This window comes from Gilliamella sp. W8126 (genome assembly GCF_016102185.1).
In the GTDB taxonomy this organism is placed as follows: Bacteria; Pseudomonadota; Gammaproteobacteria; order Enterobacterales; family Orbaceae; genus Gilliamella; species Gilliamella apis_A.
Window position 1 is genome coordinate 22,030 of record NZ_JACFPE010000003.1, and the last position, 16,824, is coordinate 38,853.

Genomic DNA, 16,824 nt, shown 5'->3' on the forward strand with positions numbered 1-16,824 from the left:
CATTCATTGGATTGGATAAAAGCTCGTTATTATCTGGATTATTTTTACACTATATTATCGGAGTCAGCAACAATATTACTGTTAATTAGGTTATACTTATAGTTATTAAATCTAATAACATTTGGGTAACTATTGATGCCAAATAATGCGCCAATTATTTTAATTGATGGATCTTCTTATCTTTATCGGGCTTTTTTTGCTTGTCCGCCTTTAACCAATGCCAATGGTGAACCAACTGGGGCTATATTTGGTGTTATTAATATGATTCGTAGCTTGATGAATCAATATAATCCTACCCATATAGCGGTAGTTTTTGATGCTAAAGGTGGATCATTTCGTAATGAAATTTATAGTGAATATAAAGCAACTCGTGAAGAGATGCCGGAAAATTTACGGCCACAAATTGAACCCATTCACACCATTTTAAAAGCGATGGGTTTACCATTACTTTGCATTGAAGGTGTTGAAGCCGATGATGTGATCGGGACTTTAGCCAAACAAGCAGAAAAAGAAAATCTTCAAGTACTCATTAGTACTGGGGATAAAGATATGGCGCAATTAGTAAGCGATAAAGTTACACTGATTAATACCATGAATAATACCGCACTTGATCCGCAAGGTGTTGTGGATAAATTTGGTGTGCCACCAGCAAAAATTATAGATTATTTAGCATTAAGAGGTGACAATTCCGATAATATACCTGGGGTAGCAGGAATTGGCGAAAAAACAGCACAGGCTTTATTAACTGCTTTTGATAGTGTAAAAGATATTTATAACCATTTAGACGATATTGAAAAATTATCGATTCGAGGCGCTAAATCATTAAAGCAAAAATTAATAGACAATCAAAAGGATGCTGAGCTTTCTTATCTATTAGCTACCATTAAAACCGATGTGGCATTAGATTTTACGAATGAACAACTACTTGTTACAGATCTTAATGTAAATAAATTAGTCGAATTATTTGCCTATTATGGCTTTCATCGTTGGCAAAAAGAATTAATAGCGGGTAATTTTTTAAAACAACAAAAACTAACGGTTACTGACATTGATAATCTGTCGTTATTTTCGCAGGAAAGCGATACCGTTAAAGATAAGATTGATACAGATTACCAATGCATATTAACTCATGAGCAATTAGATGATTGGGTCAGTAAATTAGTTAACTGTCAGCAGTTTGCCTTTGATACAGAAACGGATAATGTTGATCATATTCATGCTAAATTGGTTGGAATATCACTAAGTGTGGCACCTTATCAAGCTGCCTATATTCCAATTAATCACCAATATCTCGGTGTACCAGATCAATTACCATTAGATGATGTATTAACTAAATTAAAACCAATATTAGAAAACCCAGCAATTAAGAAAATCGCCCAAAATGCCAAATTTGATTACAGTGTGTTAGCTAATTATGGTATCCATGTGCAAGGTATTGCTTATGATACAATGTTGGAGTCATATGTCTTAAATAGCACTGAACGACACGATATGGATAGTATGGCGAATCGTTATTTGCATCTTAAAACTATTACTTATAATGAATTAACCAAGGTTGATAAAAAACAAGTCACTATCGATGCTATTGAAGTTGAAAAAACTACGCAATATGCCGCTGAAGATGCGGATGTGACTTTGCAACTTCATCAGAAACTATGGCCTGAACTGGAAAAAGATCGCAAGCTCAGTAAGTTATTTACCGATATTGAAATGCCGTTGGCGATTGTGTTGGCCGATATGGAAAGGACTGGGGTGTTAGTTGACGCTAAACAGTTGAATGATTATTCCATTGAATTAAATAAAAAAATGCTAGAAATAGAGGCTGAATTACATTTCCTAGCAGGTGAAAAATTTAATCCTTCTTCACCAAAACAGATTCAAGCTATTTTATTTGATAAACACCAATTACCTGTCTTAAAAAAGACACCAAAAGGTGATCCATCAACTAGTGAAGATGTATTGAGTGAACTTGCTGAGCAGTATGTTTTACCGCGTAAAATATTGTTTTATCGTAGCTTAGCAAAACTGAAAAACACTTATACTGATAAATTACCGTTGATGGTAAGTCCAATAGACCATCGAATTCATACCAATTACAATCAAATTGGTACGGTAACTGGGCGGTTGTCATCAAATGATCCGAATTTACAAAATATCCCTGTACGTAATGAAGAAGGACGTAGAATTCGGCAAGCATTTATTGCACCACAAGGTTATAAGATTATTTCAGCCGATTATTCGCAAATAGAGTTGCGTATTATGGCGCATTTATCACAGGATCAAAGTCTGCTTAGCGCTTTTGCTGATGATAAAGATATTCATAGGGTTACCGCGAGTGAAGTATTAAGTAAACCAGAGGCAGATGTTACAGCCGAAGAGAGACGACGTGCGAAAGCAGTCAATTTTGGTTTGATTTATGGTATGAGTGCATTTGGATTATCGAAACAAATTAATCTTCCCCGTAAAGAAGCACAATTCTATATTGATCGCTATTTTGAACGTTATCCTGGTGTACAAGCTTATATGGAAGAAACACGCCAATTGGCAACGCAACAAGGCTATGTGGAAACTTTATCAGGAAGACGATTATATTTACCAAAAATCATTTCTGGCAATGGTATTGAAAAACGGGGCGCTGAACGTGCGGCAATTAATGCACCAATGCAAGGTACTGCAGCAGATATCATCAAAACCGCTATGATTAAAATGAGTGAGTGGATAAAAAATCAACCGACAGGTAATATCAGAATGGTGATGCAAGTACACGATGAGCTGGTGTTTGAAGTAAAAGAAGAGTTGGTGAGTGAATATAGTGCGTTGATTAAATCAATTATGGAGAATTGTTATCAACTTTCAGTACCGTTAAAAGTTGATGTTGGTATTGGTAATAATTGGGATGAAGCGCATTGATCTTTTTATTAAAATTAACTTATACGTTATAGTTTGATTTTTATACTAAAATATGTAGTTAATTACTCAATACTTTTATAAAATAGTTGTTAATTTTATGCTGTTAGCGATGGCTTGCCGAAACCTTTTGGCGTGTTAGAATAAACAACTAAATTGAATTTATTACAAATTGTTATTATTTTTCTCACTTATGAGAAAAGTTTAAATAAAGAAGAGCGCGAGCAACGAATTGACGTTTGAGTGTTCTTTTTTGTTATTAATAGGATTATTTCATGAAAATTAAAACCCGTTTTGCACCAAGCCCTACCGGTTACTTACATGTGGGTGGTGCTCGTACAGCACTTTATTCTTGGCTATATACTCGCCATGCGCAAGGTGCTTTCGTATTACGTATTGAAGATACCGATCTTGAGCGTTCAACGCCAGAAGCGATTGAAGCGATTATGGAAGGTATGAATTGGTTAAAATTATCATGGGATGAAGGCCCATATTTTCAAACTAAACGCTTTGATCGTTACAATCAAGTGATTGACGAAATGTTAGCTAATGGTACTGCTTATCATTGTTATTGTTCGAAAGAGCGATTAGAAAAATTACGTGAACAGCAAATGGCGAATGGTGAAAAAGCTCGTTATGATGGTCATTGCCGTTGTGATAACGTACAAAAACAGCATAATCATGACGAACCGCATGTTGTTCGCTTTGCTAATCCTACTGATGGAGTAGTTGTTTTCAACGATTTAATTCGAGGACCAATTGAAATTGCCAATAAAGAGCTTGATGATCTCATAATTCGTCGTACTGATGGATCACCAACTTACAATTTTTGTGTCGTGGTAGACGATTGGGATATGGAAATTACTCATGTTATTCGTGGTGAAGATCACATTAATAATACCCCTCGACAAATTAATATTCTTAAAGCGCTTGGTGCACCATTACCTGAATATGGTCATGTATCGATGATTTTAGGTGATGATGGGCAAAAACTCTCGAAACGTCATGGTGCGGTAAGTGTTATGCAATATCGTGATGATGGTTATTTGCCTGAAGCACTATTAAATTATCTAGTTAGGCTTGGTTGGTCTCATGGTGATCAAGAAATATTCTCGGTGCCTGAAATGGTGAGTTACTTTTCTTTAGATGCAGTCAGTAAGTCGGCCAGTGCATTTAATACTGAAAAACTACTTTGGTTAAATCATCATTATATTAATCATTTAGACGCTGATTATGTTGCACAGCATTTAGTTTGGCATATGAATCAACAAGGTTATGATTTAGATCAAGGCCCCGATTTGATTACTATCGTCAAATTATTTGGTGAGCGTTGTAAAACATTGAAAGAAATGGCTGAATCAAGTAGCTATTGCTATCAAGATTTTGCTGAGTTTGATGCTGATGCGGCTAAAAAGCATTTGCGCCCCGTTGCCAAAGAGCCATTAGAAGTGGTTAAGGCTAAAATTGAAGCAATTTCTGACTTTGATTGGCAAATCGATAAAATTCACCATGCCATTGAAGCAACAGCAGCTGAGCTTGAGGTTGGTATGGGTAAAGTTGGTATGCCTCTTCGGGTTGCTGTAACCGGAATTGGGCAATCACCTTCAGTTGATGCCACTGTTTATGCGGTTGGTAAAAAACGCACCTTAGCTAGAATAGATAAAGCATTGGCTTATATTGCTAACAGAGAACAAACTCAAGCGTAATCTCATTTAATCGCCGATAATAACTCGGCGATTCACTTTATCTTGTTGAGAGTTTATTATGGCTCGCTTAAAGAAACGTTATTGGATTCCGTCGCTTATATTATTGATTATAATCATAGCAAGTTTATCTGGATGGCGTTATTGGTTAGCACTTAAGGATGAATATAATCTTTCGATAGACTGGCAAGGCATCAACATCGGCTGGGATGGTTTATCTTTTGCTGAACTAAATATTGCTCAGCAATCACAATTATCAGTAACGGCCAGCGATGTGAAAATATCATGGTCACAGCTGAGCGCTAAAAATATCGATATCTATTGGCAAAAAGCCGATTTTACCAATACACAAGCAGTAACGAAAATTGCAGATGATCAATTACAACAACTTGATCAATCTACTTTTGAACCTTCATTGATTTCGACTATTATTGCCTGGTTACCAACAAATATTAACATTGAACATTTAATATTACACCAGCAAGATAGTGAATTATTTAATCTGAAAGTTGCAGTGGTTAAAAATCAAAATACTTTGCAACTCAACCTAGCCAGTAATTCTCAGGATATGGCAACGCTTGCTGCTGATATCTCATTTAACCAATCAAATTCATCGGTTGAAATTGAAAATGGTGTTTTGACCACATCTTTATCGTATTTTGGTATTGAAAAAGGTAGTTTAACTTTACCATTCAGTGGTGTTTTAACCGATAAGCTATTTACTTTAAAAAGTACCGATAAAGCACTAGTTAATATTGAAAAAGCGAATTTTTCCGATGATTTAATTATTAAACCATTAATCGGAAAATTAACTCTTGATGCAGCATTGCCGATTCCATTTAAAGCTAATCAAGTTAACGTCAAATCATCATTAACAATTAATAAATTTGACGGCATATATAAGGCAAGCGAATTTAAATCCGTTTTGGGGGATATAAATCTTTTATTCAACAATAATCAATTTACTGTTACAACTTCAGCATTAACCATTCAACAAGTGAATATTGGTGTTATTTTTGAAAAAGTAAAATTAGCTGGTAGTTATTCAGCATCTTTAGCTGCACCAAATAAAGGAGTTGTAAAATGGCAATTAGCACAAGCCGCTATTTTTTCTGGTTCTGTTTCTCTTGATAAAGGGCAATTGAATTTAGCAAAATTACCCCAAAAATTTAATTTAAGGTTAAAAAAGGTACAACTTAAAGATATTTTTGCAAAATATCCTGCTGAGGGTTTAGTTGGAGAAGGGATGATTGATGGTGTTTTACCGATTACTTTATTGCCTTCTACTAAAAAAGGCACCGCTTTGACCGAAGTTATTATCAAAAATGGTCAATTAGTAACGGTCAATGAGGGCTTTTTGCGGTTTGAAAATTCAGCATTGCAAAATTATGCACAAGCCAATCCTAATATGAAAATTCTCACTGATATTATTAAAAATTTTCATTATACTAAATTATCAGGTACGGTTAATTATGCTAATGAGATTGCTAAGTTAGGATTAAATATCCAAGGCAGTAACCGAGATGTTGAGAATGGTAAAGCAGTAAATTTAAATATTAATCTTGAAGAAAATATTGCAAAATTGTTGATAAGTTTACAACTTTCCGATCAGATTAACGAACCTATACGAAAACGTATTGAAGCGTATTTGAAAGGGAAATCTTGATAGATAAGAGGCTATATTATGCTAAAAAATATGATTACTATTATCGTGTGTAGCGCAGTATTAATTGGCTGTACACCAACGGTTAAAGTACAAGCGCCAAATGAACCAATTAATATCAATTTAAATGTTAAGATTGATCATGAAATTAATATTAAAGTTGATAAAGCCTTAGATAACATTATCAATAAATCAGGTTTATACTAAATTAATATTATTATCGATCGTTATTTACTAATAATGTCGTGAATCTAAAAATTACTCTTGCGCAACATAAGATGATTTTTTAATAATTTTTACACATATTTAATACAATTTAATATGATGTATTTAATAAGGGGGTTATTATGAATATCTATAAAAAAGCAACGATAGCATTATTATCAATAATATTAGCTTTACCGGTTTTTGCTTTAAATTTAGATCAGGCAATTAATGAATTAGGTCAAGCCAAAGCTAATGGTTTGGTTGGTGAACAAGCTGATGGTTATCTAGGCGTGGTCAAAAATGAAGGTAATGCTAGCGAAATTGCTCAATTAATTAATCAGGCTCGTAAACAGCAATATCAAAAAGTCTCTGCAGAAACTAAAGTACCTTTGTCTGATGTGCAGAGTCGTGCAGGCAGTAAAGCACAAGAAAAAACGCCAGCAGGCCAATATATCAAACAACAAGGGCAGTGGTTAAAAAAATAATGGCAAACTTTATTACAACAATAGAAAAAGTATAATGATATTGTACTTTAATTGTTTACCAATAATGTGTATCCTGTTATTTTTGTGATTTACTTGCAGTGATAATTAAAATAAGTTTTATTTGTAAATAGTATCGCTTTGGCGATTTTAAATGGAGAAAATCAATGTGTTCGATTTTAGGTATTCTTGATATTAAATCAGATCCAGAACAACTACGAACAAAAGCATTAGAGCTATCAAGTCTACAACGTCATCGTGGACCTGACTGGTCTGGTATTTTTGCTTCTGATAAAGCTATTTTAGCTCATGAACGTTTATCAATTGTAGATGTTAATACAGGATCTCAACCGCTTTATAATAAAGATAAAACCCTAGTTTTAGCGGTAAATGGCGAAATTTATAATCATCAAGAACTCCGAAATCAGTACAAAGATCGTTATGAATTTCAGACAGGATCTGACTGTGAAGTTATCCTAGCCTTATATCAAGAAAAAGGTATTAACTGTCTTGATGAACTACAAGGTATGTTTGCTTTTATTCTTTATGACATCAACAAAGGTACCTATTTTATTGGTCGCGATCATATTGGTATTATCCCAATGTATATGGGATATGATGAAAATGGTACATTTTATGTTGCCTCTGAGATGAAAGCTTTAGTACCTGTTTGTAAAACTATTGAAGCATTTCCTCCTGGTTGTTATCTTTCTAGCACAGAGGGTGAAATAAAGACCTACTACAAACGAGATTGGATGGAATATGATAATGTCAAAGATAATAAGACAGATATCAATGAACTTCGTGTCGCATTAGAAGAGTCAGTAAAAAGCCATCTTATGTCTGATGTTCCTTATGGTGTTTTATTATCTGGTGGACTTGATTCTTCAGTTATCTCAGCGATTACTAAAAAGTTTTCTGCGCGTCGAGTTGAGGATCATGAAAAATCAGAAGCATGGTGGCCACAATTACACTCGTTTGCGGTTGGTTTAAAAGGTGCACCTGATCTTAAAGCTGCCCAAGCAGTTGCCGATCATTTAGGTACTGTTCATCACGAAATTAACTTCACAATACAAGAAGGGATTGATGCAATTCGTGATGTAATTTATTACATTGAAACTTATGATGTAACAACGATTCGTGCCTCAACACCGATGTACTTAATGGCAAGAAAAATTAAAGCTATGGGTATTAAAATGGTTCTATCAGGTGAAGGTGCTGATGAAGTATTTGGTGGTTATCTATATTTCCATAAAGCGCCAAATGCTCAAGAATTCCATGAAGAAACTGTGCGTAAATTAGCTGCACTGCATATGTATGACTGTGCGCGTGCTAATAAAGCAATGGCTGCTTGGGGTGTTGAAGCTCGCGTACCATTCTTAGATAAAAAATTCTTAGATGTTGCTATGCGCATTAACCCACAGGATAAAATGTGTGGTAGTAACGGTAAGATGGAAAAACATATTGTTCGTGAAGCATTTGAATCTTATTTACCAGCATCAGTGGTTTGGCGTCAAAAAGAGCAATTTTCTGACGGTGTAGGTTATAGTTGGATCGATACCTTAAAAGAGATTGCCGAAAGCAAAATTACCGATCAACAGTTGGAAAACGCAAAATTCCGTTTCCCATACAATACTCCAGCTTCAAAAGAAGCTTATATGTATCGTGAAATTTTTGATGAATTATTCCCAGTTGAAAGTGCTGCGCATTGTGTACCTGGTGGTCCTACAGTGGCTTGTTCAACAGCTAAAGCAATTGAATGGGATGAGTCATTTAAAAATCTAAATGATCCATCAGGTCGTGCAGCGGTTGGTGTACATAATGATGCTTATAAAAAGTAATATTAACTAATTTAATCTGAAAAAGGGCATTATGCCCTTTTTTTATATCTAAATAATTTGTTAAAAATATTCATGTTTAGATTATATAATTATAAAAATCGATAATATAATCAATAAATTATTTTTCAATTCTACCTTTCTTATTCATTCAATTTGCTACCAAACAATCATAGAAAATAATTTTTTATTAAATATGTGATCTAAATTCACTTTTTTAAAAAGTTTATAAACTATACTAAATGTTACCAGTCACATTGTGGCTGAATGGAAATAAAATAATATTTATATTCCTATAAATAACTTTATATAAGTATATAAATCATGAATTAGGAGCATTGAGTGAAAAATTATAAAATCGCTATAATCAACTCAAGTAGTTTTGGAAAATATTTTCCTAATCATCTAGAAAGATTAGAAAAAATAGGTGAAGTAAAACATTTTACTTTTGAAAATAATATTCCAGGGAAGGAATTAGCTGAAGCATTGCAAGATTTTAATATTGTTATTGCCAGTGTTAGACCTTTTTTTAACAAAGAGTTTTTTGATAATAAAAAACAACCGCTACTATTACTTTCCCGTCATGGCATCGGATTCAATAATGTTGATGTTGTTGCTGCCAAAGAGCATGGCACAATAGTTACTATCGTTCCTCCTTTGGTTGAACGTGATGCTGTTGCTGAAAATGCAGTGACTAATTTACTTGCATTAATTAGACAAACAGTTCAATCACAAGAAGCGGTTAAGTCAGATGAATGGAAGAAAAGAGCCTCTTTTTTAGGTATCAATGTTACGGGTAAAGTAATTGGTATTATTGGCTGTGGCAACATTGGTAGTCGCGTGGCAGAAATTTTCAAACATGGATTTAATGCTCGCCTATTGGTGGTGGATCCAAAAGTTAATGTTGATTGGGCTAACAAAAATAATATTGAAATTGTTGAGTTAGATTATTTACTGCAAAATGCAGATATCATCTCGTTAAATGCCTCATTAAATGAAACTAGCTATCATATTTTAAAAGCACCGCAATTTTCTTTGATGAAAAAAGGCGTTTATATAACTAACACTGCTCGAGCCGAATTAATTGATGAAACTGCACTTATAAATGCGCTCGATAATGGCACTGTAGCTGGTCACGCAACAGATGTCATGTATGTTGAACCTTCATACAGTGATCATCCTTTAGTTAAACATCCTAAAGTTCTTGTTACACCACATACTTCTGCTTATGCAATTGAGTGTCTGCAAGGTATGGGGGAAAAATGTGTACAAGATGTAGAAAATTTTGTTAATAACTTAGAGCTACAATCGGTGGTTTCTTAATCATTTAACTGAAACTAACTAATTAATTATAAAAATAGTAAGGAGTTTATATATGCAAGAAATGCATGTAACGTTTCTTCAAGCAGCTATTATATCAATATGGGTTGCAATGGTCATGTCTCGGGGTCTAGGTGGTGCTACGTTAACGTTACGATTTACACCAATGATGACCGGTTTAATTGTTGGGATTGTATTTAATGACATTCCTAATGCAATGATAACAACAGCTGCTATTCAGTTGATTTATATGGGTGTTTTTTCACCTGGTGGGCAAATGCCATCAGAACCAGCTATAGCAACAGCAGTTGCTGTTCCCGTCGCATTGTTGGGTAAAATGGAACCAACAGCCGCCGTAGCTGTGGCAGTACCGGTAGGTTTATTAGGATCTTACTTGTATCAATTAAGATTTTTCTTTAATACCATGATTATGAAATTAACAGAAAAATATGCCGAAGAAGCTAATAGTAAAGGATTAACCTTTTCTATCATCGTGTTACCAATAATTTGTAGTTTTGCATTGTTCGTACCGTTTATGTTTGTTGCGTTATATTTTGGGGCACCAATTATTGCTGATGTGATTAAATCGAATGCTGGAGGACTAGTTTTCCATATTCTTAATGTAATTGGTGGTGGGCTTGCTGCTGTGGGTATTGCATTAACCATTTATGTTATTGGTAAAAAAAGCTACATCATTTTCTTCTTACTTGCCTATTTTATGGCGGTTATTGCCAAACCACTAAATATTACCATGGTAACTTACGCAATAGTTGGTGCAATAGTTGCCTTTATTTTTGTTCTTGCAAAAAGTGAAGCAGTAAATTCTGCGGTAGATCAACCTAGAAATAATTCAAATAACAATCAAGTTGATGACGATGATTATTAATCATTAGTTATTTGATTAATAAATTAGAAAGAGGAATTTTATAATGACAGAAATAGTACAAGAAAGTATTGATCTAAAGCCAGAAACGATTACTAAAAAAGATATCACATTTGCATGGTTACGTTGGTATTATGCCAATGAAATTCCACACTCATTTGACCGTTATCTTGCGGCATCATTAATGTGGGGATTAATGCCAATTCTTAAAAAGTTATATAAATCAAAAAGTGAATTAGCTGCTGCTTACCAACGACATTTGTTATTTTTTAATACTCAAATCACGTGGGGTGGTGGAACTATTTCAGGAATTATGGCTTCACTAGAAGCTGTACGTGCTGATGAAGTTTATCAAAACAAACCAATTAGTATTGACAATGATGTGCTTTATAACACTAAAGCCGGTTTAATGGGAGCCTTGGCCGGTATCGGGGATGCGATTGACTCGGGTACTATACAATATATTTTTATTGCCATCGCATTACCATGGGCGCAAGAAGGTTTAGCGATAGGTGCGTTATTCCCATTTGTTGCATTTGTTTTATATCAACTATTTGTTGGTTACTATTTTGCCCAATTAGGATTTAAATTAGGTAGAAATGCGGCAACAGAAGTCGTTGGAAATAAGATGCAGATGATCATAGAAGCCTTATCTATTTTAGGTCTATTTATGATGGGTATTCTAGCTGCAAGCTATATTAAAGTTTCCTCTAGTTTAAAATTCACCTTATCTGGTAAAGATTTCATTATACAAGATACACTGGATAAGATTTTACCTGGAGTATTACCGCTTGTTGTTGTAATGGGATTGTATTTTTATTTTTCTAAGAAAGGATTGAAAGTAACAAGAGCTTTAATTGGGCTAACTGTTATTCTTGGTGTTTTAGCCGCAATTGGTATTTTATAAAAATAATTAAATATAAATAATAATAGAGGTTTTAAATTATGGGAAAAGTTGTTTTAGCTCGGGTTGATAGTCGTCTTATTCATGGTCAAGTCGCAACAAATGTTTCAAAAGCAGCCGGCGCTAATGCTTTATTTGTTGCAGATGATTATTCGGCAAATGATGAATTTACCAAAAATATTATTCTTGGCGCAGGCACCAGCACTGGTCATAAAATTAGAGTATTAAAAGAAGATGGTGCGGTTAGGTATTGGAACGATCGTCAATATGATGATTTTAACGTTATTTTAATTACTAAAAATATTGAAGTAATGTATAAAATTATTAAATCTGGCGTACCTGTAACTAATCTTAATATTGGCGGTTTACCACTGGTTCCAGGGGCAACCTCAATCATTAAAGAAGTATCGATTAATAAAGAGCAACTCGATTTATTAATTGATTTACAAAATAGTTTTCCGAATATGGATATTTATTGCCAAGCAACGCCTTCATTAAAGAAAGTACCTTTAAGTGAAGTAATTAAAATGTTTGAATAATATAGGATTAATAACATGATCGGTGTTTTATTAGTTAGCCATGGAAGTATGGCGGCTGGAATAAAAGACAGTGTGAAAATGATTGTTGGAGAACAAAGCCAATTTGAATCATTATCACTTAATCCTGGACAAGATATAAATCAGTTAAAAACTGATTTATTCAATTGTTCAAAATCTTTAGATTCTGGCGATGGTGTTCTTATATTTGTCGACCTTTATGGCGCATCTCCATATAATGCTTCGATGCAATGCGTTCCACAATGGAATGAGCTTGGTATGAATGTTCGAGTCATTACTGGTATGAGTCTGCCTATGGTAATTAATGCAGTATGTAATAGAGATTCTGTGTCATTGAATGATCTTACTGCGGAAAGTATCGAGGCTGGGCATGAAAATATTCAAGATGCCGTTGCTAACATATCTCAATCAAACAACAATGAAAATGATGATGATTATTAATGTAATAACTAATTTAATGTTATTAAGTTAATTTTTATCTTAATCTATTTATAGTTAATATGATTTTTAAAATCATATTAACTATATTGTCTAACTTTATATAAAAATAGTTTATTAATAATGGAAATATTGAAAGATCTGATTTTGCGATATGGCATCATATTTGGTAAAAGGTTTAATCCAAAAGAGAAAATCTCTTTTTTAAGGATAATATCTAAGGAATTAGCGCCATTGGGTTATCAAGTGGATGCGAAACTATCTAAATTAAAATTAGCGACTAGACGTTATCAAAATTATTATAATGCTTATATCGGCGATCTTAATAAAGCAGAGGTCGTTATTTGTACTAATTACGATACTGGGATCAATAATTTTAATTTGCAGAAAACGTATGCTTTTCAATCACAATTTAGTAAGCTGACTTACTTTATTAGTGTTGCTCCGTTTATATTTTTATTCATTGCATCATTAATATTAAATTACCTCGTTTTTTTACCTGATATCCGGATTAATGGCTTTTTTAGTGTTTCTGGCATTTCAGCTATAGTTTCAACAGTGCTGTTGTTTTTCTTAATTGCCAAATTTAAAAGTGGCATTCCAAACACTAAAAATTTCGTTTGTAATTCATCAAGTATTATTACTATTATTAATCTTATTAATAAGTTAGATAAAAAAGTAAAGAAAAAAATTGCTTTTGTTCTTTATGATGGTGGCAATAGTGGTCAATATGGTTTAAAAATGTTAGAAAGCTATGCTAAACAAATCAAAGATAAAAAATTTATTTTCTTGGATAGTATTGCCAATGGTGATAATTTAGTTTTTTTTAAACCACAAGGATGTGATCTAAATATAGCGGATGTTCATTTTCATGATGGGAGTATTGAAACGACATTATCTAATTACATTATGATCACATCAGGTGATATAAATGAAGATAATAAAATCCTTATAAAAAATGCTCACTCGCCTAAAGATAATTATTTATCTGATGAAAGATTAGAAAAACATACACAATCGCTGCTAGATGTATGCCGAGCATTAATGAATGAAAAATGATAATGGATTGTCGCGGAAAAGAACTTGATACCTACCGATAGAATTGGATAGGTATCAGAATTGTGATGAACTAATGTGTAGCGCCTTTTGCTGCACCAATAGGTAGAATTGTACGACCAAATTGTTCATTTAGAACTTCAGCCATTGCAAGATAAATTGCACTCGCACCACAAATTATACCTTCAAAACCAGCAATATGAATAATGTCATGGTTACCAGAAATATTACCAATTGCTAATAGAGCGAATAAAATGGTTAAGCTAGCAAAAACAAATTGTAATGCTCGGTTAGCTTTTAATGTACCAATAAACATAAATGCGGTAAAAATCCCCCACAGTGCTAGAAAAATCCCTAAAAAGGTTGCATCGGTAGGTGCAGTTGCTGGTGAAGTAGGTAAATACCAAATACCAACTAAAGCAATCCAAAAGAAACCGTATGAAGTAAACGCTGTTGTTCCGAAGGTATTTCCTTTACGGAATTCTAAAATTCCTGCGATTACTTGGGCTAATCCACCATAAAAAATACCCATAGAAACGATTGCCGTCATAACTGGAAAAAATCCTGCATTATGAATATTTAATAAAATTGTAGTCATACCAAAACCCATTAGTCCAAGTGGACCTGGATTTGCAAGTTTTATTTGTTCCATAAGGATCCTATAAATTAATTTTCGTAAAAAAAAGAGCGGCAATAATAAGTGTTGAAAAGCTGATAATCAAGATTTTGTAAAAAATAATTTTGTATCACCCCTTGATATTAATAATATTGTTCCCATTTATGTGAAAACAAAAACATTTCTTTATCTAAAATGGGACTTGAAAACGATGTTTTCAGTCTTATATATAAGAAATAAAATACAGGTTTGAGGAGAAAAGATTATGGGTAAAATTATTGGTATCGATTTAGGTACAACAAATTCATGTGTTGCAGTAATGGATAATGGTCAAGCAAAAGTATTAGAAAATGCCGAGGGTGATCGCACAACCCCTTCCATCATTGCTTACACTCAAGATGGTGAAATCTTAGTTGGTCAACCAGCTAAACGCCAAGCCGTAACTAATCCACAAAATACATTATTTGCAATTAAACGTTTAATCGGTCGTCGTTATGAAGATGCTGAAGTACAACGTGATGTTGGTATTATGCCATATAAAATTGTTAAAGCTGATAATGGTGATGCTTGGGTTGATGTTAAAGGTCAAAAAATTGCTCCACCACAAATTTCTGCTGAAGTATTAAAGAAAATGAAGAAAACTGCAGAAGATTATCTTGGTGAGCCTGTTACAGAAGCAGTTATTACTGTTCCTGCTTATTTTAATGATGCACAACGTCAAGCAACCAAAGATGCTGGTCGTATTGCTGGTTTAGATGTAAAACGTATTATCAATGAGCCAACAGCAGCAGCGTTAGCTTATGGTTTAGATAAAGATGTTGGCAACCGAACTATTGCGGTATATGACCTTGGTGGTGGTACTTTTGATATCTCAATTATCGAAATTGATGAAGTTGACGGTGAAAAAACATTTGAAGTATTAGCAACAAATGGTGATACTCACTTAGGTGGTGAAGACTTTGACTCACGTTTAATTAACTATTTAGTTGACGAATTTAAACGTGAACAAGGATTTGATCTTAAAAATGATCCATTAGCAATGCAACGTTTAAAAGAAGCTGCTGAAAAAGCTAAAATTGAATTATCATCAGCGCAACAAACTGATATTAACTTACCGTATATCACTGCTGATGCAAGTGGGCCAAAACACTTAAATATCAAAGTGACTCGCGCTAAACTTGAATCATTAGTTGAAGATTTAGTTAAACGTTCAATGGAACCTGTTAAAACAGCATTAAAAGATGCCGGTCTTAGTGTTTCTGATATTAAAGATGTCATCCTAGTTGGTGGTCAAACACGTATGCCAATGGTTCAAAAAGCTGTTGCAGATTTCTTTGGTAAAGAACCACGTAAAGACGTTAACCCTGATGAAGCAGTAGCTGTTGGTGCGGCAGTACAAGGTGGTGTATTAGGTGGTGATGTTAAAGATGTATTATTACTTGACGTAACACCATTATCATTAGGTATTGAAACAATGGGTGGTGTAATGACTACCTTGATTGAGAAAAACACGACTATCCCAACAAAACATAGTCAAGTATTCTCAACTGCTGAAGATAATCAATCAGCTGTAACTATCCATGTATTACAAGGTGAACGTAAACGTGCAAGTGACAACAAATCATTAGGTCAATTTAACCTTGATGGTATTCAAGCTGCACCACGTGGTATGCCACAAATCGAAGTAACCTTTGATATCGATGCTGATGGTATTTTGCATGTATCAGCAAAAGATAAAAATACTGGTCGTGAGCAAAACATTACCATTAAAGCTTCTTCAGGATTAAGCGAAGAAGAGATCCAAAAAATGGTAAATGATGCTGAAGCAAATGCTGATGCAGACCGTAAATTCGAAGAATTAGCTCAAATTCGTAACCAAGCTGATCATCTTGTTCACTCAACTCGTAAACAAGTGACTGAAGCTGGTGATCAATTATCAGCTGATGATAAAACAGCTATTGAAAGCGCTGTGAGTGATTTAGAAAATGCAGCTCGCGGTGAAGACAAAGCAGAGATCGAAGCTAAAATTAATGCATTAATGGAAGCTTCAAAAAAATTACTTGAGTTAGCTCAACAACAAGCTCAAGCAGATCAATCTGCAGGTCAAGCCAATAGCGGAAGTGCTGCAGGGCAAGATGATGTTGTTGATGCAGACTTCAAAGAAGTTGATGATGAAAAAAAATAAGCATTAACTGATATGTTTTTTAATGAGTTATTGCAACGAGTTTTAAACATGTAAAACATTAAACG

General features: G+C 33.9%; 14 protein-coding genes. 13 read left to right on the top strand and 1 reads right to left on the bottom strand.

The features are described 5' to 3' along the window. Positions 1-135: 135 nt before the first annotated feature. From polA to H3S74_RS07250, 12 genes are all read left to right on the top strand, one after another. Positions 136-2,910, top strand: a complete 2,775-nt coding sequence (gene polA, locus H3S74_RS07195; RefSeq protein ID WP_198247579.1) for a DNA polymerase I — start codon at positions 136-138, stop codon at positions 2,908-2,910. A 272-nt stretch (positions 2,911-3,182) separates the two neighbouring features. Next, entirely contained in the window at positions 3,183-4,613 is a 1,431-nt protein-coding gene (gltX, locus tag H3S74_RS07200) for a glutamate--tRNA ligase (RefSeq protein ID WP_198247580.1), read from the top strand. A gap of 58 nt (positions 4,614-4,671) precedes the next feature. Beyond that, positions 4,672-6,276 (top strand): YdbH domain-containing protein, encoded by a 1,605-nt coding sequence (locus H3S74_RS07205; protein WP_198247581.1) that lies wholly within the window; start codon positions 4,672-4,674, stop codon positions 6,274-6,276. Between the two features lie 18 nt (positions 6,277-6,294). Beyond that, positions 6,295-6,480, top strand: coding sequence for a YnbE family lipoprotein (locus H3S74_RS07210; RefSeq protein ID WP_173795303.1), 186 nt, complete (start codon positions 6,295-6,297; stop codon positions 6,478-6,480). A 140-nt stretch (positions 6,481-6,620) separates the two neighbouring features. Then, positions 6,621-6,965: a YdbL family protein gene (locus H3S74_RS07215; protein ID WP_198222401.1), complete on the top strand. Its 345-nt coding sequence runs from the start codon at positions 6,621-6,623 to the stop codon at positions 6,963-6,965. Between the two features lie 164 nt (positions 6,966-7,129). Beyond that, the gene (asnB, locus tag H3S74_RS07220; protein WP_086363227.1) at positions 7,130-8,803 is read left to right on the top strand and encodes an asparagine synthase B; all 1,674 of its coding nucleotides are present in this window, start codon (positions 7,130-7,132) and stop codon (positions 8,801-8,803) included. A gap of 339 nt (positions 8,804-9,142) precedes the next feature. Continuing rightward, positions 9,143-10,123, top strand: a complete 981-nt coding sequence (locus tag H3S74_RS07225; protein WP_198222403.1) for a D-isomer specific 2-hydroxyacid dehydrogenase family protein — start codon at positions 9,143-9,145, stop codon at positions 10,121-10,123. A 61-nt stretch (positions 10,124-10,184) separates the two neighbouring features. Then, entirely contained in the window at positions 10,185-11,006 is an 822-nt protein-coding gene (locus H3S74_RS07230; protein WP_370547588.1) for a PTS mannose/fructose/sorbose/N-acetylgalactosamine transporter subunit IIC, read from the top strand. A gap of 43 nt (positions 11,007-11,049) precedes the next feature. Beyond that, a complete protein-coding gene (locus H3S74_RS07235; RefSeq protein WP_065577935.1) occupies positions 11,050-11,910 on the top strand; it encodes a PTS system mannose/fructose/sorbose family transporter subunit IID in 861 nt (286 codons plus the stop codon). Between the two features lie 38 nt (positions 11,911-11,948). Next, on the top strand, positions 11,949-12,446 hold the full coding sequence (locus H3S74_RS07240) for a PTS sugar transporter subunit IIB (protein WP_198247583.1): 498 nt from the start codon (positions 11,949-11,951) through the stop codon (positions 12,444-12,446). Between the two features lie 15 nt (positions 12,447-12,461). Beyond that, a complete protein-coding gene (locus H3S74_RS07245; protein WP_198201825.1) occupies positions 12,462-12,905 on the top strand; it encodes a PTS sugar transporter subunit IIA in 444 nt (147 codons plus the stop codon). A gap of 231 nt (positions 12,906-13,136) precedes the next feature. Further along, the gene (locus H3S74_RS07250) at positions 13,137-13,961 is read left to right on the top strand and encodes a hypothetical protein (RefSeq protein ID WP_198247584.1); all 825 of its coding nucleotides are present in this window, start codon (positions 13,137-13,139) and stop codon (positions 13,959-13,961) included. 70 nt (positions 13,962-14,031) lie between these two features. Here the strand turns inward: H3S74_RS07250 and satP are convergent, their stop codons facing one another. After that, positions 14,032-14,610 carry an acetate uptake transporter gene (gene satP, locus H3S74_RS07255; protein WP_034903495.1) on the bottom strand — a complete coding sequence of 193 codons (579 nt, stop codon included), beginning with the start codon at positions 14,608-14,610 and terminating at the stop codon, positions 14,032-14,034. Between the two features lie 229 nt (positions 14,611-14,839). Between satP and dnaK the strand changes: the two genes are divergently transcribed. Continuing rightward, on the top strand, positions 14,840-16,759 hold the full coding sequence (gene dnaK, locus H3S74_RS07260) for a molecular chaperone DnaK (RefSeq protein WP_034903492.1): 1,920 nt from the start codon (positions 14,840-14,842) through the stop codon (positions 16,757-16,759). Positions 16,760-16,824 lie beyond the last annotated feature (65 nt).